Origin of the sequence: Paenibacillus sp. ISL-20, from assembly GCF_018613005.1 — a bacterium.
In the GTDB taxonomy this organism is placed as follows: domain Bacteria; phylum Bacillota; class Bacilli; order Paenibacillales; family Paenibacillaceae; genus Paenibacillus_AQ.
Genome location: NZ_JAGGRD010000024.1, coordinates 104,740 through 127,888 on the forward strand (window position 1 = coordinate 104,740; position 23,149 = coordinate 127,888).

A 23,149-nucleotide genomic window follows, 5' to 3' on the forward strand; every position below is an offset into this window, starting at 1 on the left:
GAAGGTTTACCATGTTCCAAATGACACATTCACTATTCAGCACCCAGACGTTTGAGAATATGTCCTACATATTATCGCAGCGGCTGTTACAGGGCGGCATAAGCGCAGATCCTTCGAAAGGAGCGATCTCCCGTGCCAGCATCAGATAAGCCACACTCACGCTATATGCCCGGTCTCGATGGGCTTAGAGCCCTCGCCTTGATCGGAGTGATGGGATACCACTGGAGTTTTGGTTTTGCAGGCGGTGGTTTTCTCGGAGTAAGTTTATTCTTCGTACTGTCCGGGTATCTCATTACAGATATTCTCGCATCGCAATGGCATCACCAGCGCCGGATCGATCTGAAAGATTTCTGGATACGAAGGTTCCGGCGGCTCCTGCCGGCCATGCTGCTCATGCTATTCATCCTTGTGGTATGGGTTACGCTGTTTGACCGATCGCGACTGGCTACGCTCCGGGGTGAGGTGCTCGGCGCCGTTACATACATAAGCAACTGGCAGTTTATTTTTCAGCAGCAATCGTATTTCGAATCATTTGGCCCCCCTTCTCCACTGGGGCATTTCTGGTCGCTTGCTGTGGAAGAGCAGTTCTACTTACTGTGGCCTTTGATCATGTTAGCGGTTCTCAAGCTATTCCCACGCAGGGGACAGCTGTTCACTTTCATTGCTGCCGGAGCCGCGATTTCGGCTTTGGCCATGGCGGTGATCTATCAGCCGGGAGATGATCCTAGCCGGGTCTATTATGGAACGGATACCCGAGCGTTTGGTCTGCTCATCGGAGCTGGGCTGGCTGTTGTATGGCCCAGTTGGAAGCTGTCCACCCCTGTTTCAAGGGCTACCCGGCGCAGACTCAATGTGACAGGCGCCGCGGCAATGCTTATCATACTCTCCATGATGTGGCAGGTGGACCGTTACGATTCGTTCCTCTATCAAGGAGGCATGTTCCTCTTCTCCTTGGCCGCCGCCGTCCTCGTTGCGGTGTTGGCGCACCCAGGAGCTTCGATCAGCCGCTTGTTAAGCTGGAAACCTCTGTTATGGGTCGGCGTTCGATCCTATGGAATTTACTTATGGCATTACCCGGTGATGATCCTGACCTCACCTGCATCCGGTGCAGGCGATCTGAGTTTGCCTCAGGTTGCACTGCAAATCGCGTCAAGCGTTCTGCTGGCCGCCCTATCTTGGAAGTATGTTGAAGAACCGATACGACATGGCGGACTGAAGAAATTATGGTTTAAGGCCCGATCCATTCGGCGCCGTTCGACTTCGATTTCGTTAAGAGGCTGGGTCGTGTCGATAAGCTCGCTAATTCTAATCGGCGTTTTTTGCTCGGGGATGATGAGCAGTGTATCCTCTGCGAGAACGGTGGGTGATATCGCCGCCATGCTAAACCTCGATGACCCTGCCCCGGAAGAACCGGACCAGACTGAAGGTGGAGAGCCCGGAGCGATGGAGCCACCACAAGGACAATCGCCGCTTCCTGCAGACACGAACGGGAACGTAACTCCGCCGCCTACCGACGCGAAGCAGCCCGGTGTTGTGAAGAAGCCAAACTCCGATGAAGAAGCGGATCAACTGCCGCTTCCGGATGGAGCAACAGGGTCTGGCAATGACGATGCTGGCGGGAACGAAGAGCCGGACCATCCTGTTGGAAATGACGTTGACAACAAAGATGAGCCAACCGACGCAGGGAACGGAAGCTCCGATAAGGCTGATTCCGGGAAAACAATCCCGGATCAACCGAATGAAGATAAAGCTGATAAACCTGGTGAGGATAAGGCTGATGATAAGCCAGTTCAATCCAAGGACTCGGCAGGCGAAACGACAGGCGGAAAAAGTAAGCCTACGAAGCCAACGAATAAGCCTCAAAATCCCCCGGTATCCAAGTCTGCCATCACGGCCATTGGGGATTCGGTCATGCTCGGGGTCTCCCCTTATCTGGAGAAATCGCTGCCTGGCATTCACATCGATGCGGTGATAGGCCGCCAAATGCGTCAGGCCGATGACCTGATTCCTGTTATGAAAGCCCAGAATCGGATAGATGGCGGCATTATCATCATCGGGCTGGGAACCAACGGTGCGTTCTCGAAAAAGGATCTGGATTCTCTTCTGGGTCCTCTGGATTCAGCTAAGCAAATTCTGCTTATCAATACACGGGTTCCACGTGATTGGGAACAGAACGTAAACGGTATGCTGGCCAAAGCGGCTGCCCAGAACCCGAAGGTTACGTTGGTGGATTGGTATTCAGCCAGTAAGGATCATCCGGAATACTTCCGGTCTGACGGCGTCCATCTGGAGCCAGAAGGTGCCGAGGCTTACACGTCCATGCTGCTTCAAGCTATCAAGAAATAAAGCGTTTATCCTGATTCTTGCCATCATTCATTCTCATATCGTCGACCTGATCTCATCCTTCTATGAGACAGGTCGACTTTTTAGTTATATACGTAATCGGAAGGAGCAATATGATATAATTCGGTTACTTAATCTCATTATTTCTTAATAGAAGGCGGTGTCCTGGTATATGAACAATATCGTGACAATGAAATGGCTGCTGGCGAGACTCTATGAACCGGATCTGGTCATCGTTGACTGCCGTTTTGCCCTCGGCAAGCCGGAAAGCGGCCGAGCCGCTTACGAGGAATCGCATATTCCGCGTGCCGTTTACCTTGACTTGGAGAAGGACCTCTCCTCCCCTATCACCCAACATGGCGGACGCCATCCTCTGCCGGATCTGGATCAGCTTGCAAAGCGTCTCGGCCAGTCCGGCATTCAGAGCAGCAGCCGTGTCGTCATCTACGACGACCAGGGCGGTGCCATGGCCAGCCGTCTATGGTGGCTGCTGAAATACACCGGGCATGAACAGGCTTATGTGATGGATGAAGGCTTTACGGCTTGGAAGGACGCTTCGTATCCGGTAACGGGTGAACAACCGATCGTCATTCCGGTACCATATGAAATCAACCTTAAGCCCGATAAATTGGTCCTTGTAGATGAGGTGCGCGAGGCTTCGCAGCATGGTAACAAAACGCTAATAGATTCACGCGAACCACGGAGATATGCCGGAGCTCAGGAGCCCTTGGATGCCAAAGCCGGACATATTCCGGGGGCGGTGAACTACTTTTGGAAGGGTGTCCTGGACGACTCCGGACATTGGAAGGATGCTGGCGGGCTTCGTGAGCATTTTACCGATATTCCGCAAGATGCCGAGATTATCGTATACTGCGGCTCCGGTGTCACCGCTTGTCCGAACGTGCTTGCTCTTGAAGAAGCCGGTTATGGCAACGTGAAGCTGTATGCAGGCAGCTGGAGCGACTGGATTTCCTACAGCGAGAATCCGGTGGCGACTGGCGAGAAATAAAAACGAAGAACCCGCGTCCGACGCGGGCCACTGAAGAACTTCCAGATTTTCATCTTTGTCGACATGCTCAAACAAAAAGAAGACATCTATCCCCAGTTTAGGGGCGGATGTCTTCTTTTTTTGGCCAAATTCGGTTGCATCCCCTCAATAATCCTTTGTGGTATTCGTTTTAGATTTACTGCAAATATGACAATCGCACTTTGTAACTGCATACAAGTAGACCCGAGGGTGTGGCGACATCGTTACCCGTATCCATGTTTTAGCTCGATGTTTCGCTTCAAATTTGTAGTGTTCTTTTGTTTTCGCCTTGAAATACTTCGTTTCCTGAAACGCCATTTGTTCCGCCTGTTCATCGGATTTAATGGTCACGGAGTATATCAGATGTCCGGCCGAAGTGCTCCTTTCATTCGTTTTCATAGCTGTCGCTACCGGCCGGAACGAATTCCAGAATATCTCCCGGCTGACAGTCCAGAATTTCGCAGATCGCTTCTAATGTGGAGAACCGGATGGCCTTCACTTTACCCGTCTTCAGATTGGACAGATTGACGTTCGAAATTCCGACCTTGTCGGCCAAGTCATTCAATTTCATTTTTTTGTCGGCCAGAACCCGGTCCAGGCGTATGATAATCGGCACTTTTTTCAAACTCCATTCTTAGAAAGTCGAATCATGCTCTTCCTGTAGAAGAGCGCCGTACTTGAAAATCTCGGACACGAACAGAACGAGTATACCGATGATAATACCGATTAAAGAGATACCGCCCAGATTGATCGAGAAGATGCGAGTGACGAGCAGGCAGATCAGAATATTGAGAATGAGCTTCGCCAGCAAAGAATACAAAATTACGGCGATTCCCAGCCTTCTCAGACGGGTGGCATTTGCCAGGATGAACGGACTGATTCCGCTAAGTATGCTTCCTATCATATGGCGAATCTGACCGATCGAGTAGAGGTAGGCCCAGAAAACAAGTACGATATTAGTCAAGCTGACGACCAGATATGCGTTCTTGACATCGAACATGTCGGGATTGATCGGTTGAAAATAAGTAAAAGGAACCAAGACGCTTTTTCTCACCGTATCCGATAACGGTACCGAGAAGGACCAATGTGCAATTCCCTTCTCTGCAGAGAACAAGTCCTGGGGCTTCAATCCGATCCATAGATTGAAACAGACGAATGCAACGAGCAGCCCGATTCCTCCCCAGTATCCGATCTTAAGCGCAGTGTGCATTGTTTTGAAGCCAGGTTTAGCTTTGAATTCGATTCCGTTCATGGGCAATCTCCTTTTCATGTGAACTTACAGTATATATTAAGCGGTTTATTTATGAAAAACAATAATTATTTAATGATAAACATTAAATTCTCTGACGGCAGAGCTGCTCATCACGCTGATTCATGGCAGGAAGACGTGCACGGTTCACATGGCACCGGAGCTTGCAATACTTATTACCTGGCGTTTTCTTCTCGATCCCCCTGGCGACTGGAGAGGAATCCAAAGATCGGCAAAAAGCCCGCTGTGATAGCGGGCTTATCGCTTGTTATATGCCATCTTCACTCTTACATCAAGATCCCGGACAAATGCTCAAGAGCTATCGAACGTATTCGCTTTTCCTCAGGGATATTCTCGTAGAGAAGATCCTCTTTGCCCGCTTCAGCCATTCGCTTGCGGATGGCGGCAATCCGGCCTTTGCCGGAATCGATAAACCGGAAGTCTATCTGGCGCAGGCACTCCATTTTCGTTAAGCCGTCCAAGGCTTCCGCCTTGATCCTTGTAGGAATCTCCTTCAGCATTAGAACCTCCAATCGGTCCGCGGTCCACAGGTTCTCTATCTCCTGCAAGGATTTCATGTAATCCAGTTCAAGCTGCCGAAGATTCTTCATATGCGAGAAATCGCACAGGCACTCGACTTTAGGCAGCGACAAGTGCAAAAAGGCCAGCTGATCCAATGCCGCTAGGGCATCGATATTCGTCAGATTTCGGACGGAGGACAGCCTCAGCATGCTGATATTCGAGTCGGCCAGCACGTTAAGCGAACCGTTCAATGTACAGCTATCTATGGCCAGATACTTCATCAGCGGCAAATCCACGGCAAAATCCAGTTGGTCGATCGCGCAGTTCAGAACCAGCGTATCCAGCCGAATGCAGTCCGCTATCGATGATAGATCATCAAATTTTCCACTGAGCTCCAGGTATTTTAAAAACTTGTAATTCTGGATAAAATCGAGATTTTTCGTTTTGGGCGAGCGTATCTTTAGAAATTCCATTCGATCCATCGCAGCCAGCCTATTCAAATCCTGTTGCTGTTTGAGATCCAGGTGCAAAGCAGCGACAAACTTCAATCCTGAAAGTGTCTCCAAAAATTCCTCGGTATAACTTCCGTTCGCCTCTGCATGATAGATATGCAATATCAAGTCCGGACGCTTGGAGAACACCTGTTTATCCAGCTTCAGCAGATCTTCTGCTTTGTCTGCCCCAACAACAAAACCAATGGTTGCACGGTTCCTCAGCTGTTTAACGGCACTGTCCATTCTGTCCGTGCTCCAGGGGACCCCGCTCATCGATGCAGCCCACGGTTCGCTCATATCGCTCGCCTCCGTTCTTTGAAAATGATATGGGAATTGTATATGAAAAGGTCGATTCTAGTCTCCAGCCATCATGAAGAAACCACAATCTTCTTCAACATGCCCCGCACATGCGTCCAGTCTGCCGGAATCTCTCTTTCGATCTCCTCTAATGAGGCAAAGGCGAATTCCTCCAGGCGCACCTTGATATTGGAGCGAATGTAATCCTTGTTAATCTTATGCTGGCACAGCATTCGCTCATAGATTTCCAGCAAACCGAGATCGGTGACCTCCCTCAGTGCCTTTTGGGTCGCTTGCTCCTCCCTTGAAGCAGGTCGGAGGCTGCTCGCCATACATTCTGTTCACTCCTTAGATAACCATATAATCAGTCGTTTGTGTTCCGGAAATGACCGTTCAGGCTCTTTCAGGCAGCCATCGACACGAAGTCTGTCCCGCATCCACGGTCTACCCTTTGATTCGACCCAGATAATAATCAAGATATTTCTTCGGTCTTCCCTGGAAAGCCCTATTCTTCCCGTATTGATAGGCTCGGTCAAAATATTGGAAGACAAATCTTAGTTAAAATGGTACCAAACCATGGATAAATACTCCACTACGGAGGGAATATTTTATTGATAGCCGCCGCTCTATTAATTCAGTGGAACAAGAAAAAGCTGCCCCTCCTGCTAGAAAGGGGACAGCTTCTTTTCAATCCTATATGAAACTTAAACAAGATGCCAAACTACCTCCGCGCATATCCAGCAAGCTTCTTGCTCACGCAGACCATGACTACGGCAAGGCCAAGAAAATACAAGGGCATCACGATTAACGAGCCATTGTGAAGAAGACTCATGCTGCTCGTAATCAGGCTGACAACAATGTAATAACCCAATCCGAAGATCGCTCCTGCCGTTCCGAGCACATCTCCATATTGGTTCAGCGCCAGACTAAGGCAATTCGGAATCGCCATTCCGATGCCGAGCAGCAGAATAAAAATACACGCTACCACAAACACCATATCCATTATTGTGGCGTTAATTCCGCTAACAGCAAGAACGGTAAGGCAAAGTGCCCCCAGCATCGTAATGATCGTGCCGATCACGATAATGCGCTCAGCCTGGAGCCTGGTCAGCAGTTTCTTCGACAGCATCGCACCTAAGATGGATGACATCGCAACAAAGATACCAAAGAAACCAAACCCGCCGGGACTCATCTGAAAAAATTCAATAAAAATAAACGGGGCCTCCGCATAGTAACTGAACAATATGCCGTTGGTGGCTCCAATGAGAAAACCGAATCCCCATATTCTGGGGTCGGAGACCAGGCGTTTGCCCACGGAGAGGGTGTTAATCTTCGAGACCGCCTTTACCCTGGTTTCAGGCAGAGAAGTCCAGGTATACAACAAAATGGCGGCGCTCATCAAAACCAGCGTCAAGAACACTGCTCTGAAACCAAGAGATTGATCCACCCATCCGCCAATGAGCGGCCCAATAGCGGGCGTAAACGCAAGCGCTGCCGAGATCTGGGCAAACACCGCATGACGCTTGGCTCCATCGATACTCTCACGCAAAATGGTTTGGGTGACGACCGAGCCGGTGCTGGCACCAAAAGCCTGAATGAATCGGCTCACCAATAACCATTCGGCCGAACCGGATAGATAGCAGCCCATGCTGCCTAATCCATAAACCAGGATACCCCACAGCATGGCAGGACGACGTCCGATGGAATCCGAAAGCCTTCCCCAGCAAAACACTCCGAAGGCAAAGCCTAAGAAGTAAATGCTGAGCGTTAGTTGGATTGCATTGTTGCTTGCTCCCAATTGATGGGCAATGTCCGGTAATGAAGGTGTATATATCGTTTCACTAATTTGTGGGAAACCCACAAGGATAATTAATAACCATATGGATGGATTTGAGATTTTTCTTTGCACAGCTAACATCCCCCTTATTATTTCAAAAAATCTCTAGTTGGCTGGCAAAGAAATTACGGGATCGGGGGTTTGCATTTCGTTAGTCTAGTAAATGAAAGCATGAAAAGTCACCTTTTTTTCTGAATAAGGGGGTTATATCTACCGAGTATTATAGCAGAATTACAGGCCAAAATGCGCTCTTGAGCTCTTGAGCTCTTGACTCTCCCTCCCACGGGAGGCCTTACACTTTGGGCCAGGGACAGCAAGAACAGAAAAATGATGAGGTTTTATTTTTTTGAGGAATTGATTTCTCGTATTTGCGTCACGATCAAAAAAAGGTGCCCTACCATCGCCCTGTATAATGACAAGTCTCTGGAGAGCACCTTTGTTATGTATCAATTCTTCTTGGAGAGCCATTCTGCCAATTCTTCCGTCTGGGCAAGAACGGCAAGCGGATCGTAATACCAGGAACGCTCCTCGGGCCATACATACATGTTCCCCTGCTTGACCGCAGGGAGACTGCCCCAAATCGGATCTGCTCGGAAATCTTCGATCGTACGTGTATTGGACGTCATAATAATGTAATCGCCCGCGTATTTTCCTATCATTTCAGCCGTTAACTCAGCCCATTGCTTCTCTAATATTTCCGCAGCCACTCCGCTCGGAGGCTTTCTTCCCAATGCCTGATAGACAGGCTGACCGCCACGGCCGAAATTATCACCGTACACCCAGGTTGTCTTCTCGCCGTCTTCCATAATGCTAAAGGTCGCATCCGCCGGAATCGCTGCATCGACTTTAGCTTTGGCTGCCGCAATGCGCCGATCATACTCCTCGAGCCAGGTTTTGGCTTCCTCTTCCTTACCAAATAACTCGCCGAAATAAGTTAACTCTTCATGGGCATTCTTTAAATCTCCATATGGAATGACGATAGTGGGGGCGATTTTGCTTAGCTGCTCATAGGTTGTTTCCCCATTGCCGGTAATGATGAGATCCGGGTTTAAAGCCATGACTTTCTCGACCGACGGTTTTCCGTAATCCCCGATATCCTCGATTCCTTTTAAAGATTCTTTAAAATAATAATTTTGGATGGTTAGCCCCGGCGCTCCAACCGGAATGACATCAAGCGCAATCAGGCTGCCCAAATATTCTTCTGCGACGATGCGCTTCGGACTCAACGGAACTTCGATATCGCCATTGACGGTAGAGACGGTTTTCACTTTGGATTCTTCCACCGAATTCGTATCCAGCGCTTGCGATGAATCACTAGCTGCGGTCGGTACGGTCTCCGTATTATTCCCCTTACTTGTCTCTCCCACACCACAGGCACTGAGCATAAATGCCAGAAAGAGCACTGCGGTAACAAGAGTTACACGCCTTCTGCTTAAACTACGAAAAGAAAACACTTTATATCCCCCTTATATATCGATAACGATAATCATTCTCACATAAACATTACCTCCTGTCCCCTCCAATGGCTATGCCTTAAAATGATGTCTACTCATGCAAATTTATGATGTCTTGTCAGCACTTTCATCAATTCGCTCAGCTGTGCTTGCGAGGAGATAGGATCATATCCGAAGAATAATTCCGGTTGATTCAGAACATAGACTCGATTGTGCTGTACCGCATCCAAATGGCGCCAATCCGGTGATCTGAACAATGCTTTGACTCGCTCCAGACCGTGGGGATGGTTAGGTAATGACGTTATGAATATATGATCGGCCGCGTAAGAAGCGACCTTGCCGATTGCCGCTTCCACATATCCGCGGCGATGGAGCCCTTCATCCACCAGCCCGGCAGGCGGATGAAATCCAATATCGTCATATAGAATCTGGCTCCCTCTGCCAAAACTGCCGCTGAAGCAATAGGCTGTATCCGCGCAAAATTCCCAAACGACGGCGCTTCCCCGCTTACCAAGCACTCCATTGAGTACCTCATTCGAGTGATCGACCCGTTCGTTGTAACGCGACAGCCATTCCTCCGCTGCCGCATCTTTATCTATAGCGGAAGCGATGAAGCGGAATTGCTCGCGCCAGCTCATCGTCTTGAACGGCAGCTCCAGGACAGGCGCCAAAGCGAGCAGCGCCTTGTTCTCAATTGCCGAATCGTAGCTGATGATCAGATCCGGATTGGATGAAGCTATCGTCTCATAATAATGATCGAATGCGAGAGCATACGGGTCGAAACGTTGGTCTGCACTCAGATGATTGCTGTATGGGGTCTGCTGAATCCAAGGAGTATACACCCCCAGCTCAGGTGTAACGCCAAGCGCTAACAAGGATGCCGTATGGTTTAGGTTCAATGCGGTGATTCGCTTTGGTTTACGTTTATAAGCCGTGGGAGACATGCCTACGGCTTCCTTGAATTTACGGCTGAGGTACAAGCCCTCCTTATACCCTACTTCCTGCGCCAGTGTATTTAAATCTTGCGATCCGGTCAACAGTCGTCCTTGCGTTTTGCGTATTCGAAACAGGGTCAAGTATTCATTAAAGGTACGTCCGGCATGCTTACGAAACTTACGCGAGAAATGCTCCGGACTAACACCCGCCCTAGCGGCCATCTGCTCTCTTGTCAGATCTTTATAGTAGTTCTCTTCCATATACTGCAGGGCTTGTTCCACCCAAGATCGTTGCTGTGAAGATGATCTTGATATCGTCTCCGCATGGATCTCTTGCAGCAGTTTAATGAACAGATGCTGCAGCTGAAAAGGCTCCCTGTGATCCGCACCTCCCCAGATGCTCTCAAGTTCTTCGGCCAGCCGTAAAATCTCGGACGGAATGTCATGAATCGGAACTTTACATTCAAGTCCGTAAGATGCACTGTCATCTACACATAAGCATCGATATTCCATATAAAGCCCCCGTAAAGGCGTTAATCTTATGGATTCCAGCTTGAGTTCCGTTAGGCTGCCGGAACCAAATACGCTTCCTCTGAAAACCGGATAGGATCGCTCATCCACATGCAGCAGGCCCTCTCCCTCCTGGATGATCATGATGCGATAGCTCTGCTCTTGATGATTTCCGCTGGCGCTCGGAATCTCTTCATCCAATCCCATTAAACGAGTCGGTACGTGAAAAAAATGAGGGGGAAGTTTATTCGTTGAAGGTAGTGACACGGAACGACCTTCTTGATTATGATAATCATTATCAATTTAATGTGTTGTTATTATACCAGATGCTTGCTCCATCTGTTACGTTAAATCCATTTCATACGCTTCCTCCTTCCCAAGCAATCATGGCGAAGCCCTATCTAAAACATTCGACTTGTGTGACGGGTTTCGCCGACCATGCCTGCCCTAAACCTGCATAAGCTCTCCACTTGCTTAAATGTGCTACGCTTGAATTAAGAATCACTCATTCCACAAAAAGGAAGTGTGCACGATATGATACTGAACCATCTTAATCTCACTGTCACTGATGTAACTGCGGCAAAGGAATTTTTGCAAACCTATTTCGGACTCAAAATCGGAGGCGAGCGCGGCCAATCATTTGCAGCGCTGTTTGACGATCAAGGGATGGTGCTGACCTTAATGCGAGGTACCGAGATTAACTACCCCAAGACGTTTCATATTGGCTTTATTCAGGAAAGCGAAGCGAAGGTAAATGAACTCTATCAGCGTCTAAAGGATGATGGTTTCGATGTCGAGCCGCCACAAAGAGCCCACGGATGGACATTTTACATTAAAGCCCCGGGCGGGTTTACTGTCGAAGTTCTGGCCTAATCATCATCGTTACATGGAACAACGCCATTCCTCATCCACTACACGCAAAAGCCCACGCATCACGCGTGGGCTCTTATCTTATGTCAGGCAGCTTTAGTCCCCTTCTTACATTCCCATCCTTCTCAATAAAGCTCCCATGTCTCCGTGCATAACGCCGGTAAAGAATCCGCAACCCGCTCCAGTCCTCATAGCCCAAGCTGCCGGAATGAGCAAACAAAATCGGATATTCTCCGTTTACCGGAACTGGAAAAGATGTTCTCCCTGTTGAAATTCCCCGCCGTTGGAATACTTCAATAAGTCCAAATAGCTTGCGGGGAAATTCCTCTGGGGCAGCCTCCAGCCTGCAGGATCGAGCGGCGTATATTGATCGTAAAAGGGAGACGTTTTGTGAAAAGGATTCACTTGTCTTCCCTTGATTTCATCCATTTCTTGCGTAGACAGCTCCGTATTCCACTCCTTAACAAAACGAGTCATTTGTTCACCGGTCGCGCTGGAACGTTTGTCATACGGGTGCTCAAAATTGATATTCCACATCTTGCCCTTCCTCCATCCTGGTACTTCCTGTCTTGGATCTTCTCCAATCATTATAATGGAAATATCGGAAAGAGGGAGCAGTCATTACAGATGGGATCCTCCACTGGCATCGATGCATTGACCGGTGATCCAGCGGCTGTCCGGAGAAGCCAGAAATGCTGCAATATCTGCGATATCCCCAGGCTCACCCCATCTTCCGAAGATCGAATAGCCGGCTCCGAATTGGAACGAGGCCGGGTCCTGAAGCATGGCGGCATTCATGTCAGTAGCAACGAATCCAGGCTGTATCGCATTGATCGTGATTCCGCGGGAACCCAGCTGGCTCGACAGGGAGAGGGTCAGCGAATTGATGGCCCCCTTCGTCATCGTATACGCCGGAATATTGGGCAAGGAGATTCGGGTTACCGCAGAAGATAAATTGATAATGCGGCCATCGTCTCGAAGTCGTGGGAGAGCCTGCTGAATCATGAAGAATGGCGACTTCACGTTCATTCGCATCACTTCATCAAAGCTTTCCTCCGTGGTCTCCTCGATGGTTTCCATTAAGCCGATCCCTGCATTGTTGACCAGAATATCGAATTGCGTATTACCGGTTCGTGCTTTTAACGTCTCATCCAGCGACCCGTACAGGGCACTTATTCCATCCATGGAAGTAAGATCCGCCCCTACCAAGAAAGCTTCACCTCCGGCCTCGGTTATCTCGCTCACGACCTCTTCCGCGGCCTCATGGTTCTTGCCATAGTGAACGGCTACCAACGCTCCTTCCTTTGCCAATCGTATCGCGATGGCACGTCCAATGCCTCGGCTGGAGCCCGTAACCAAAGCAACTTTTCCCGTCAATGTATTCATGTTCTCATCATCTCCTCTTTTTCTTTCACTTTTAGTTTTATCACAGGCCCCATTTCGAAATGTTGCGCTCCTATTCTCGCCTTCCTCTTGATAACCCCCATAAAAGATGCCCCGCCTGCACGGGGGGGCTAGAATGTAGGCATTTACGTCGCCGCCTACGCTCAGTGAATTAAAAATCATTTACATTCCATGTAATGATTATTATAATGAGAATATCAAAAGAGCTGCGCAACCTGTGTTTGCATAAAGCGATTAAAGGATGATTTTTTCCTTTAGTCGCTTTTTTTGTGAGCTTGTTGAAAGTCATGGAGGTATATCGTATGAAAAAAAGAGCGTTTGATATGATCATGCTGCTCATCGGGGCATTTATTTTTGCGCTGGCCGTCAATTTATTCGTCATTCCCAACGATTTTGGCGAAGGCGGAGTTACCGGGATCTCGATCATTCTGTTTTATGTGCTGAAATGGTCCCCGGCGCTGGTCGGCATGGTGATTAACGGGATTTTGCTGATTATCGGCTACAAGCTTCTGGATAAAAAAACGACGGTCTATACCATTATCGTTGTTGCCTTTCACTCTCTGTTCCTTCATTTGACGGAGAACTGGAGCATCGCTTCGGATGAGCCGGTGATCAATGCCATATTTGCCGGACTGTTTGCCGGCGTCGGGATTGGACTCATCGTCCGGGTGGGTGGCACAACGGCGGGTACGGTGATATTGGCCCGCCTGGCTAATAAATATTGGGATTGGAATATTAGCTATGCCCTACTGTTCTTTGACCTGATCGTGGCTGGACTGTCCGTCTTTGTGATCGGGATCGAGAAGGTGATGTTCACCGTGGTTATCCTCTATATCGGCACCAAGGCGATGGAGTTTATTATTGAAGGCTTGAATCCCAAAAAGGCCGTTACCATCATCTCGACCCATCATGACCGCATCGCGATTCGTGTTACGGAGATTATGGACCGCGGGGTGACTGTGCTTCGGGGTTATGGATATTACACCGGTCAGACCAAAGATGTTCTCTACATCGTTATCAGTAAACAGGAAGTCTCCATGCTCAAAAAAATCGTCCGGGCCGAAGACAAAAACGCTTTTGTCACGATCCATGACGTACGCGATGTGTTTGGCGAAGGATTTATTGATATTTCAAAATAAGAGCGGACTTATCCTTTATACGAAAAAAGATCGAAACAGCCGTTTGGGCAGGTTTCGATCTTTTTTCATTATACTCAGCTTCATCCTCGGCTTATTATGGAGACATATATCTTCCATACGCCAGCCCGAGATCTGTAATGGCATCATCCGACACGGACAGAAGCGAAACATTCTCTCCTTCCGAGCCCATCCATTGGACGCCCAACACAAAGCCAAGCTCCGATTTTGCCGCAAAGAGAAAGGAGAACATCTCCGGACGCACCTCGCCTTGATCATCCACTCTCCAGGTGGAGCTCGGATCAAACTTCGCCGAATAATCATAATATAACCAGCCGCTCTCACGTTTCAGCGCCAGGCTTGCCAGCATATCATCACCCTGTCTGACGAACTGCACCAGATAGAGGGACTCCCCATCAGGAAGTTGAACAATGGGCCATGCCTTGTCTACTTCTCTCCCCTTGCTGTTCTTGATGTCCTGCAGCTCCTGTTCATTGATCTCCTCCGGATTTGCCGGTTGAATAGTCATTAAGGCATCCGTAGGAAGATGGCGCTTAGGGATGATAAAATAGGTGGCATTCGGTTCTGCGGCCCCTTCGCTCACCTCATACAATTGTCCAGCCTGATGGCTGAAATTCGGTGCGGTTTGCCTGCCGTTATCTTCCTCCGTCGCTGGCTGCGAGCCGGCATATTGAACCGGAAGCACCACGCCTCCCTGTCCCACGGCAATCAGCGAGGCTTGCTCATCCTGAATAGCCGCATCCGGGTCTACCAACAGCCTATGCCCCGTCTCGTCGGCAAAAGCGAAGGTCCCTTCCTGCAAAGCAGCCACATCCTGAATCACCAAGGGCTGCTCATCCTTTATATCTGGTGCCGGCTTCACGTTCGAAACGGGTGGGGCTTCGACCTGCCCCATCTCCTGATCCGCACATGCCGTCAAGGTACTTATTGCCAAAATAAACATCGCTGTCGATAACCTTCTCATGCCCTCAGCTCCTGTAATAAGATTCCAAGTCTTCCATAACCTCAGACGCTAAACATGCCGAAAAAGTTGAAGCCTGAGTTCCTTTTATTTGTATTTTTCCATGACAAATTCGGATTATTTTTTGCATTTTCGCTACACGAAACACGGGGTTATGGCTCATTAACTTACACCAAATGACAACTTTATAGAAATATTTAATGAGTTCGCAAAAAACATTTTATTGGTAATACGAGGCAAGATTCTATACAATTCTTTTTAACTTAAAAATGCTGAGTGCAAACTTTTAATGTTTTAGTACAAATTGTCCGAGACAGGCTACCTTTCCCGTAAAACAGACGATTTATCACGCAATTCTACTTTAACGATTTGAAGGAGTGCATCGCAAAAGTGACTACGAATATTTCTGTTTCTTCACCCCTTACTGCCGCGAAAGACTATGTGGAATCCATCTATAACCAAGTGGTGGCTCGAGATCCGCATGAGCAAGAGTTTCATCAAGCCGTCCGTGAATTTGTAGATTCCCTCGTCCCTGTTTTAGCCCAGCATCCAAAATATCTGGAACACGGTATTCTGGAACGCCTTGTGGAGCCTGAACGTATGATCACCTTCCGTATTCCATGGGTGGATGATCAAGGCAAAACCCAAGTAAACCGCGGGTTCCGTGTCCAATTTAACAGCGCGCTGGGTCCGTATAAAGGCGGCATCCGGTTCCATCCTTCGGTGTATGCCGGTATCGTCAAATTCCTTGGTTTTGAACAAATCTTCAAAAATGCGCTCACAGGCCAGCCCATCGGTGGCGGCAAGGGCGGTTCGGATTTCGATCCGAAAGGCAAGTCCGATCAGGAAGTCATGCGTTTTACCCAGAGCTTCATGACCGAGCTGTACCGCCATATCGGACCTGATTCCGATGTGCCTGCCGGCGATATCGGTGTCGGCGCTCGCGAGATCGGTTATATGTTCGGCCAATACAAGCGAATCCGCGGCGGACATGAGGCCGGCGTGCTGACAGGCAAAGGCGTCATCTATGGCGGAAGCCTGGCACGTACGGAAGCAACCGGCTACGGCTGCGTCTACTTCGTACAGGAGATGCTGGCTTCGCAAGGCCTTAGCTTCAAAGACAGCCGCGTCGTGGTGTCCGGCTCGGGCAACGTCTCCATCTACGCGATTGAAAAAGCACAGCAGCTCGGTGCACACGTCATCGCCTGCAGTGATTCCAACGGATACCTGTACGATCCGGACGGAATTAACCTCGAGACCGTCAAGCTGCTGAAGGAACGGGATCGCCTGCGTATCAGCGAATACGTCAAGATTCACCCGCATGCCGAATATACCGAAGGCTGCACGGGCATCTGGACCATTCCATGCGATATCGCACTTCCGTGCGCCACGCAGAATGAGCTGGATGAAGAAGCAGCGAAAACACTTATCATGAATGGTGTAAAAGCCATCGGTGAGGGAGCCAATATGCCTTCCACGCTGGAAGCGATTGAGCAGTTCATCAACAGCGGCGTGCTGTTCGGACCGGCTAAAGCCGCCAATGCAGGCGGGGTTGCCGTATCCGCGCTGGAGATGAGCCAGAACAGCATGAGAATGTCTTGGACCTTTGAAGAAGTGGATGCGAAGCTGCATCAGATCATGAAAAACATCTACAGCAGTGCCGTAGAAGCTGCAGAGGAGTATGGCGTAGCTGGCAATCTTGTGGCTGGTGCCAACATCGCAGGATTTATCAAAGTCGCTGATGCCATGATCGCACAAGGTATCGTATAAATAAGAAACAAAAAGAAGCCCTACCGCATATGCGGTAGGGCTTCTTACAGCTTATAGAAGCTCGCTACGGAGCTCTTCGGCCGATTTTGGAGATAAGTATCCCAGCGGGATATCAAACACCGTCTTGGCGCCTTGCTGTCCCTCTCTGCTCAAACGATGGGCTGCTCTTGCATAAGATACCAGCACACTGGCCGTAAATTCCGGGTTGCTGTCAAGCTTCAGGCCAAATTCAACAATTTGTTTATTTCCGCTTCCGGTTACGCCGCTGCGAATGACAAATCCGCCATGAGGCATGCCTGCATGCTCAGCCTCAAGCTCTTCTTGCGTAATGAAAGTTACGGTTGTATCGTAATCGGCAAAATAGTTAGGCATCGACACAATCGTTTGACGGATCTGCTCTTGGTCCGCACCTTCTTCCGCTACGACGAAGCAATCTCTCCGGTGCTTCTCGCGCGTGGCGAGCTCCGGTGTTTCACCGGCACGGATTTGGTTGATAACCTCTTCTACTGGAACCGTATATTGAACGCCTGCCTTCACCCCGGGAACACGGCGGATGGCATCCGAGTGGCCCTGGCTCACGCCTTTACCCCAGAAGGTATAATCTTTTCCTTCCGGCAAAATCGCTTCAGCAAGCAGACGATTCATGGAGAACAAGCCCGGATCCCAGCCCGTCGAGATGACGCTGATATGGCCTCCGCCCATCGCCGCTTTGTTGACTTCCTCGAAAAACTCAGGGATTTTCGCGTGTGTGTCAAAGCTGTCTACCGTATTGAACATGCTGGCAAGCTGTGGCGTTTGCTCAGGCAAATCCGTAGCCGAACCGCCGCACAGAATCATAACGTCAATCTTGCCGATATATTGCTCTGCCGCTGATATATGCTCGAAGCGAGCACCGGAATTGGCCGGCATTTGCTGCGGGTCTCTGCGCGTGAAGATGGCTACCAGCTCCAGATCCGGATTTTGCCCGATGGCTTTCTGTACGCCTTTGCCCAAGTTTCCATAACCTACGATCCCTACTTTAATAGATGCTTTCAATGTAATCCTCCCTTTGTCAGAACCATTTCCCTGTAGCATGATGTTTATGTACCGCTTTAAAGTATAAGTATATAGACATCACTCAAATTGTAAACTATTTTATATGGACAGGAAATTGTTTCTATCTGAGTTATTCTTATTTTTCACCGTGCTATCCGATAACTTGAACAACGTTTCCTTCTTGATCCTTGATTTCCGTCTTCAGGACCTCAATCCGGATTCCTTGCAAGCCAGAAAGCTCGAAGGTGCTGACCTGCGGCAGCAACCGGCTTGAGAATTCATCCGCGGTCCGATCGTCCAAAACCAGGGTAACATCTCCGTCCTCCGCAGTCCAGCGACTCTCTTCCCCCGGCTCAAATACGACCCGAACGTCCGAACCTACAAGGCTCAGTTTCTTATCCTTCAGAATTCGGCCCTGCAGCAGCTTCCCGATAATTTCGGCCTGCTTGGCGCCTATTTGTAATGTAGCCGGAGTTTTACTTAACCAGCCCTTCTTCCCCGGTTCAAAAGCCAGCTGGCTCACGAAGAGAAATCCGGTATTCGAGCCCTCTTGTTTTGTCCCTCGGTCAACGGCTTCCGAAATCGAAGGTACATTCAGGAGGGAATCCCGATCCAGATCCGTTATATATTGCGGCATATACTCTGCGCAGACTTGTAATACGCCAAGCGTATTCCATGTCTGCATCGCCTCGAGTTCTTCACGTGTGATGCCAACCATCTGCAGGAATTCTACCCGACCATTCGGCGTATCCATCCCCGGCAGCTCGGGATCCAGGGTGAAGGCGAGGGCGGTCAATTGCGTATCGGCACCCAGACAGATCGGCCCATTGGCGTCCAAATAATCTCCCGAGCGAAAAACATTCCCACTGTTAAACACGTATCTCCCCATGTTCTGAAGCAGATTTAGCGCCCACGCCGGTGGCTCTTCCTCTTCCTCCCCCTTAGCCAGCCTGAACGTCAATTCGAATCCGTAACCGCTCTCCTCCAGATTGTCCGATTCCTTGTCATACAGCTCGCTAAAGCCATAAGTGACCATATGCCAATGCGGACTTGGGGCATTCGACGTATAAGCGCTGATTCCATTCAGCGGATCGGGTCCTCCAAGGGCATAGGGAATTAGAGCCCCGTAATGTTTCGGTTCCTGCTCCCCGTACAGCTTTAGCAGCCGCTCATCAATCGCATCCCAACCTGAGGCGTTTTCTTCATGTGTCATATCCTGTTCCCTCCCGTTATCGTTTACCATCAAAATTAAACCGTATCCGAATAGGCTCAATCATACTTCCTAACAGTTCCTTCCATTCCACGGGCGAGCATGTCCCATTGTCGATCATATAAGATAAGGCAGTTGTCAGAATGCGTGTCCTGGCTTGTTCCACTTACGTCTTCATTATATAGGACGTATAGGGGAATGAAGAAGTTTCCAGAGAAGTGTATAATAGAACCATATCAACAAAGGAGCCTACATGTTCATGAAAAAAATAACGGCATTATCCGTAACCTTAACACTTTCAGCTTCGATTATGGCCTCTTCACTAACTTCGCTGCCAGTTTCCGTCGATGCGGCCTCAGCCAAGGAATGGATACAGATTTCCGAAAGGGCGTCCTATTACGGTGAAGCAGCCAACGGCCAGCCCAATGGACGCGGTACGATCAAATGGGGAAATGACAAACAATATTCCGGCGAATTCATTAACGGGAAGCGCACCGGAACCGGTAAATACATTAACGAATACCAAGTAGACGGTGAAACACATAAGGTGGTATACACCGGCCGCTGGAGCAATGACAAAATGGATGGCGAAGGCATCCTGACACATAAGGTGAAAATGCCTGACGGGTCCGTCCGATGGAATCAGATCCAGAAAGGGACATTCCAGGCAGGCGTCTTCCAAAGCGGATACGATGTCACTCATGCCATCGCGGATCCCGACTACAACTTTATCTACAAGAAAGGCCAGGAATCGCTCGAAATCATGGGCTTCAATCAAAACATGAAGAAAGCCTGGGCCGCCGGAACGATGTTCAGCGTTCATTATAAAAACGGCTCCATCAACAAAAATTCTTCGATTTTCCCTGCCAACTCGGCGGCTGAACAGCGTCAAAATGACGCCGCGATCCAATATTTCAAGAGCATTCAAAACAAAGTGGCTCCTCACCTGGAGCAATTTGAAGCATTGTCCAAGCAGGTTCCATTAAAATAACCAGACCCAATACAATCGTCAAAGAACCCGGTAACTTGCCTATAGCAAGACCGGGTTCTTCTATTACCGAAGGAGCCTATCCATCACAATATCTCTAAGATGCAGGACCCTCGAGTACAAACTGTAACGTATAATGATCCAGCTTCTTCACCTCTACTTGATACCCCAATAAATCTGCCGTTTGCAGGAGGGGCATCATCGTCTTGCCCTCCGAGATATAAGGAGCATGCCGAAGCGTAATTTCGGCTGCGGCCGCTTCTTTCTTGCGATCCTCTTGGCTGCTCCACCCCCAAGCTTTCGTTGAATCTACCGTCAGTTCGGCGACAGAACCTTTACCCGATAAAGTTATTTTTCCTGCGTCATATGCCGCCGATAACCCGAGCGCTTTAACCGCTTCCTTCACGGGTACCATCAATTCCGTCTCATCCGGCATCTTCCGACTTGTAAAATGGACGAGTTCTCCGTTTTCGGTAATCCGCACCTCCACGCTTCGGGCTTCCTTCCCGACTATCAGCACGGTATCAACCTGTTTGGTTAACCGCTCCATGAAGGTCGCGGCATTCTCGGGGGTCATCTTATAGCGGGCATCCTGCAGGCTCACCGCTTGAGTAATCCGGGAGTTTATGTCCTGGGAATGATGAGAAAGATCCTTGAACTGCGAGAAGTCATACGTCCAGTCCACTTCGGCCTGAAAATCATATACTTGCGTGTTGCCGTAATGATTCAGCTGCTGGAACATCCACGTCTTCATCTCCAGTTGATTGCTGTAACGGGCCGGGTTCGTGTCCTGCCACAGCTTCTGCCGCAGGATGCTGTATGGTGGGTAATAGACAATAAATTCAACGTCGGGATATGCCTCTACCAACGACAACACATATGTATTGAAATGATGCTGAACCTCCTCGATCGGCTCTTCATTCACGCCAAAATAGTGTTCTGTATTTCTGGCCCGATCATAGGCATTCATCACTTGATCATTTCCGTATGACACCTCGTTGTTCCAGTTGTACAGATATTCGATATTTTTGGGAGTGCCTCCCATGAGTGTTCTGACGATCCCTCTCGCAAAATTTTCATAGGCTGAATAATTGAACCAGTACTTATAGTCATTCCACCAGATATCGTCATACAGATATTCCGGAAAATAGTCGTCCGCGCCTTCATCCGGATTCTTCAGTGCAAAATAGTCCAATCCCCACAAAACGGTCTTTACCTTCCCAGTCTGAAGCGCCAGAGACGCTATCTTGTACTGCTCATCGGCTGTCGACCCGCGCATGGATAACTTTAGCGCTTGGCCTCCCATCGCCTTTCCCACTTCGGACGGCAGGAAATTCTCCGTCATGGATGTACCGAGGATGATGGTATCATATGGGTAATTGCGGGCTAATCCTGGGTTCTGGTATCGCTGCTCGCTGGTAAAGATCGGAGCGTACCAGGTCGCTTTGCGGTAGAACTGAAAGGGATCCAATACAAATGTCATGCAGCCGACCAGCAGTGCAACGATGAGGGACACGAGTGCAAACTGAATCAGCATCCTTCTCCCTGCTCTCCGATGAATACGAGCGGAATGAGGAGCAGCGGCTGCGCGCGACTTGGGAGACGCCGATTTGGTGGCCGTTGATGTCGTTGGCATGTTGAACGCCGCCTTTCCTAGAAATTAAAATACAGAAACTCGCTAATGCGGGTGATGTACATCAGAGAGATGACCAACAGAACCGCACATACGACGGCTTGCTTGAAATTCGGACGGAAGGAAACGGACAATTCCGAGGAATTCCGGCAGAGCAGCACAATCGGCGCGATGACAACAATGATGGCCAGCGGCTCTAATATGGCATCGTTCAAATAGAGATGAATGCCTGACAAACCGCTCATTCCCTTCAATAAACGCATAGCCTGAGCCCAGCTTTCCGCACGGAAAAAGACCCAGGTAACCGTAATGAACACAAAGGTGATCGTCCAAGCGAGAAGACGCGGCATCGCAATGCCGAGCTTCCCCCAAAATCGGTGAATGACTTGTCCCACACCGTGAAGCAGGCCCCAGAACAGAAAGGTCCAGCCGGCACCGTGCCATAGACCACCAATCAGGAAGGTCAGCACCAGGTTCCGCAGCATGATCGCTTCACCCCGGCGGTTGCCTCCGAGCGGGATATAAATATAATCCCGCAAAAAACGGCTTAGGGTCATATGCCAGCGCCGCCAGAAATCCTGTATGTTCAGCGCCTTATAAGGTGAATTGAAGTTCTGCGGCAGCCGAATATTGAACAGAAGCGCCGCACCGATGGCCATGTCGGTGTAACCGCTGAAGTCAAAGTAGAGTTGAAATGTGTACGACAAAGCAGCGATCCAGGAGTCAACGAAGCCCGCTGCTGTGTCAAAGCCCACATTGGCATAGATCGCCAGTGTATCGGCAATAACCACCTTCTTAAACAAGCCGATACAAAATATAAAAACACCGTTCGCGGCATTTCCCCAATCCCACAGCTTCCCCCGAACCCGATCGAACTGCGGCATCATCTCACCATGGTGCAGAATTGGGCCTGCGATCAAATGTGGATAGAAGGTCACAAACAGCACATAATTGACGATATTGTACTCGCTGGCCTTCCCTTTGTAAGCATCCACCAAATATGCGATTTGGGTAAAAGTAAAAAAGCTGATTCCTAGCGGCAGCACCAGATTGAGGAGAGATACTTCCCACCCCATTGCAGCTCCTATATTAACGAGAAAGAAATCGGCGTATTTATAGTAGATTAACAGCAGCACATTGCCTGTGATGCCACAAATCAATATGCCTCTGGCACCTCCCCGGGAGGAAGAAGGGTCCTGGGAGTTGGCTTGACGGGCTTGCAGCAGCCGTCCGATGAAATAGTTGAAGGCAATCGAACCGATTAGAAGAGGAAGATAGCTGATATTCCACCAGCTGTAAAAAAATAACGAAGAAAGCGCCAGCCAGCACTTGGCTGCCAGGCTATATCGAAACCGATTCAACCCAAAATATACGATAACCGTGATCGGTAGGAATATAAAAATAAAGGGATAGGAATTAAACAACATGCCGGGAAAGGCACCTCCGACTTTCT

At 49.3% G+C, this 23,149-nt stretch carries 20 protein-coding genes and 1 pseudogene; 6 read left to right on the plus strand and 15 right to left on the minus strand.

The features are described 5' to 3' along the window. The first annotated feature begins 132 nt into the window (after positions 1–132). Both J7E85_RS15045 and J7E85_RS15050 read left to right on the plus strand, forming a co-directional pair. Positions 133–2,346 carry an acyltransferase family protein gene (locus J7E85_RS15045; protein WP_215159065.1) on the plus strand — a complete coding sequence of 738 codons (2,214 nt, stop codon included), beginning with the start codon at positions 133–135 and terminating at the stop codon, positions 2,344–2,346. A 169-nt stretch (positions 2,347–2,515) separates the two neighbouring features. Then, entirely contained in the window at positions 2,516–3,352 is an 837-nt protein-coding gene (locus tag J7E85_RS15050) for a sulfurtransferase (protein ID WP_215159067.1), read from the plus strand. Positions 3,353–3,438: 86 nt separating this feature from the next. On the opposite strand, the pseudogene J7E85_RS34055 reads toward J7E85_RS15050, so the two are convergent. The 8 genes and pseudogenes from J7E85_RS34055 to J7E85_RS15085 all read right to left on the minus strand — a co-directional run. Further along, positions 3,439–3,727, minus strand: a pseudogene (locus J7E85_RS34055) (hypothetical protein); the annotation flags it as partial. A gap of 28 nt (positions 3,728–3,755) precedes the next feature. Then, positions 3,756–3,986: a helix-turn-helix domain-containing protein gene (locus J7E85_RS15055; RefSeq protein WP_100538849.1), complete on the minus strand. Its 231-nt coding sequence runs from the start codon at positions 3,984–3,986 to the stop codon at positions 3,756–3,758. 18 nt (positions 3,987–4,004) lie between these two features. Further along, a complete protein-coding gene (locus J7E85_RS15060) occupies positions 4,005–4,622 on the minus strand; it encodes a DUF2975 domain-containing protein (RefSeq protein ID WP_215159069.1) in 618 nt (205 codons plus the stop codon). Between the two features lie 284 nt (positions 4,623–4,906). Beyond that, the gene (locus J7E85_RS15065; RefSeq protein ID WP_215159071.1) at positions 4,907–5,932 is read right to left on the minus strand and encodes a leucine-rich repeat domain-containing protein; all 1,026 of its coding nucleotides are present in this window, start codon (positions 5,930–5,932) and stop codon (positions 4,907–4,909) included. A gap of 71 nt (positions 5,933–6,003) precedes the next feature. After that, entirely contained in the window at positions 6,004–6,264 is a 261-nt protein-coding gene (locus J7E85_RS15070; protein WP_215159073.1) for a hypothetical protein, read from the minus strand. A gap of 389 nt (positions 6,265–6,653) precedes the next feature. Next, positions 6,654–7,841 (minus strand): multidrug effflux MFS transporter, encoded by a 1,188-nt coding sequence (locus J7E85_RS15075; protein ID WP_215159075.1) that lies wholly within the window; start codon positions 7,839–7,841, stop codon positions 6,654–6,656. Positions 7,842–8,215: 374 nt separating this feature from the next. Beyond that, on the minus strand, positions 8,216–9,223 hold the full coding sequence (locus J7E85_RS15080) for an ABC transporter substrate-binding protein (RefSeq protein WP_215159077.1): 1,008 nt from the start codon (positions 9,221–9,223) through the stop codon (positions 8,216–8,218). A 95-nt stretch (positions 9,224–9,318) separates the two neighbouring features. After that, positions 9,319–10,935, minus strand: a complete 1,617-nt coding sequence (locus tag J7E85_RS15085) for a helix-turn-helix domain-containing protein (RefSeq protein ID WP_353049503.1) — start codon at positions 10,933–10,935, stop codon at positions 9,319–9,321. Between the two features lie 267 nt (positions 10,936–11,202). On the opposite strand from J7E85_RS15085, the gene J7E85_RS15090 reads away from it, so the two are divergent. Further along, complete coding sequence (locus tag J7E85_RS15090; protein WP_215159079.1) at positions 11,203–11,541, plus strand: VOC family protein; 339 nt, start codon at positions 11,203–11,205, stop codon at positions 11,539–11,541. A 234-nt stretch (positions 11,542–11,775) separates the two neighbouring features. On the opposite strand, the gene J7E85_RS15095 is transcribed toward J7E85_RS15090, so the two are convergent. Both J7E85_RS15095 and J7E85_RS15100 read right to left on the minus strand, forming a co-directional pair. Next, positions 11,776–12,075 carry a hypothetical protein gene (locus J7E85_RS15095; protein ID WP_251035731.1) on the minus strand — a complete coding sequence of 100 codons (300 nt, stop codon included), beginning with the start codon at positions 12,073–12,075 and terminating at the stop codon, positions 11,776–11,778. A gap of 84 nt (positions 12,076–12,159) precedes the next feature. Continuing rightward, positions 12,160–12,924 carry an SDR family oxidoreductase gene (locus J7E85_RS15100; RefSeq protein WP_215159081.1) on the minus strand — a complete coding sequence of 255 codons (765 nt, stop codon included), beginning with the start codon at positions 12,922–12,924 and terminating at the stop codon, positions 12,160–12,162. Positions 12,925–13,244: 320 nt separating this feature from the next. Here J7E85_RS15100 and J7E85_RS15105 point away from each other — a divergent pair, with 320 nt between their 5' ends. Then, positions 13,245–14,081: a YitT family protein gene (locus J7E85_RS15105; RefSeq protein ID WP_215159083.1), complete on the plus strand. Its 837-nt coding sequence runs from the start codon at positions 13,245–13,247 to the stop codon at positions 14,079–14,081. 94 nt (positions 14,082–14,175) lie between these two features. On the opposite strand, the gene J7E85_RS15110 is transcribed toward J7E85_RS15105, so the two are convergent. Next, a complete protein-coding gene (locus J7E85_RS15110) occupies positions 14,176–15,063 on the minus strand; it encodes a hypothetical protein (protein WP_215159085.1) in 888 nt (295 codons plus the stop codon). Positions 15,064–15,450: 387 nt separating this feature from the next. On the opposite strand from J7E85_RS15110, the gene gdhA reads away from it, so the two are divergent. Further along, a complete protein-coding gene (gdhA, locus tag J7E85_RS15115; RefSeq protein ID WP_215159087.1) occupies positions 15,451–16,830 on the plus strand; it encodes an NADP-specific glutamate dehydrogenase in 1,380 nt (459 codons plus the stop codon). A gap of 51 nt (positions 16,831–16,881) precedes the next feature. Here the strand turns inward: gdhA and J7E85_RS15120 are convergent, their stop codons facing one another. Both J7E85_RS15120 and J7E85_RS15125 read right to left on the minus strand, forming a co-directional pair. Then, positions 16,882–17,865 (minus strand): diaminopimelate dehydrogenase, encoded by a 984-nt coding sequence (locus tag J7E85_RS15120; protein WP_215159089.1) that lies wholly within the window; start codon positions 17,863–17,865, stop codon positions 16,882–16,884. 151 nt (positions 17,866–18,016) lie between these two features. Continuing rightward, a complete protein-coding gene (locus J7E85_RS15125; RefSeq protein ID WP_215159090.1) occupies positions 18,017–19,078 on the minus strand; it encodes a suppressor of fused domain protein in 1,062 nt (353 codons plus the stop codon). Positions 19,079–19,334: 256 nt separating this feature from the next. Between J7E85_RS15125 and J7E85_RS15130 the strand changes: the two genes are divergently transcribed. Then, entirely contained in the window at positions 19,335–20,066 is a 732-nt protein-coding gene (locus tag J7E85_RS15130; RefSeq protein ID WP_215159092.1) for an MORN repeat-containing protein, read from the plus strand. Positions 20,067–20,160: 94 nt separating this feature from the next. Here the strand turns inward: J7E85_RS15130 and J7E85_RS15135 are convergent, their stop codons facing one another. Continuing rightward, complete coding sequence (locus J7E85_RS15135) at positions 20,161–21,699, minus strand: stalk domain-containing protein (RefSeq protein ID WP_215159094.1); 1,539 nt, start codon at positions 21,697–21,699, stop codon at positions 20,161–20,163. Positions 21,700–21,716: 17 nt separating this feature from the next. Next, positions 21,717–23,123 carry an MBOAT family O-acyltransferase gene (locus J7E85_RS15140; protein WP_215159096.1) on the minus strand — a complete coding sequence of 469 codons (1,407 nt, stop codon included), beginning with the start codon at positions 23,121–23,123 and terminating at the stop codon, positions 21,717–21,719. Between the last annotated feature and the right edge of the window lie 26 nt (positions 23,124–23,149).

Bases quoted from the DNA above. Each gene is read 5' to 3' on its own strand.
- J7E85_RS15050 (WP_215159067.1), top strand. From the start codon at position 2,516: ATGAACAATATCGTGACAATGAAATGGCTGCTGGCGAGACTCTATGAA.
- J7E85_RS15060 (WP_215159069.1), bottom strand. From the start codon at position 4,622: ATGAACGGAATCGAATTCAAAGCTAAACCTGGCTTCAAAACAATGCAC.
- J7E85_RS15065 (WP_215159071.1), bottom strand. From the start codon at position 5,932: ATGAGCGAACCGTGGGCTGCATCGATGAGCGGGGTCCCCTGGAGCACG.
- J7E85_RS15070 (WP_215159073.1), bottom strand. From the start codon at position 6,264: ATGGCGAGCAGCCTCCGACCTGCTTCAAGGGAGGAGCAAGCGACCCAA.
- J7E85_RS15090 (WP_215159079.1), top strand. From the start codon at position 11,203: ATGATACTGAACCATCTTAATCTCACTGTCACTGATGTAACTGCGGCA.
- J7E85_RS15095 (WP_251035731.1), bottom strand. From the start codon at position 12,075: ATGTGGAATATCAATTTTGAGCACCCGTATGACAAACGTTCCAGCGCG.
- J7E85_RS15100 (WP_215159081.1), bottom strand. From the start codon at position 12,924: ATGAATACATTGACGGGAAAAGTTGCTTTGGTTACGGGCTCCAGCCGA.
- J7E85_RS15105 (WP_215159083.1), top strand. From the start codon at position 13,245: ATGAAAAAAAGAGCGTTTGATATGATCATGCTGCTCATCGGGGCATTT.
- J7E85_RS15110 (WP_215159085.1), bottom strand. From the start codon at position 15,063: ATGAGAAGGTTATCGACAGCGATGTTTATTTTGGCAATAAGTACCTTG.
- J7E85_RS15125 (WP_215159090.1), bottom strand. From the start codon at position 19,078: ATGACACATGAAGAAAACGCCTCAGGTTGGGATGCGATTGATGAGCGG.
- J7E85_RS15130 (WP_215159092.1), top strand. From the start codon at position 19,335: ATGAAAAAAATAACGGCATTATCCGTAACCTTAACACTTTCAGCTTCG.
- J7E85_RS15135 (WP_215159094.1), bottom strand. From the start codon at position 21,699: ATGCCAACGACATCAACGGCCACCAAATCGGCGTCTCCCAAGTCGCGC.
- J7E85_RS15140 (WP_215159096.1), bottom strand. From the start codon at position 23,123: ATGTTGTTTAATTCCTATCCCTTTATTTTTATATTCCTACCGATCACG.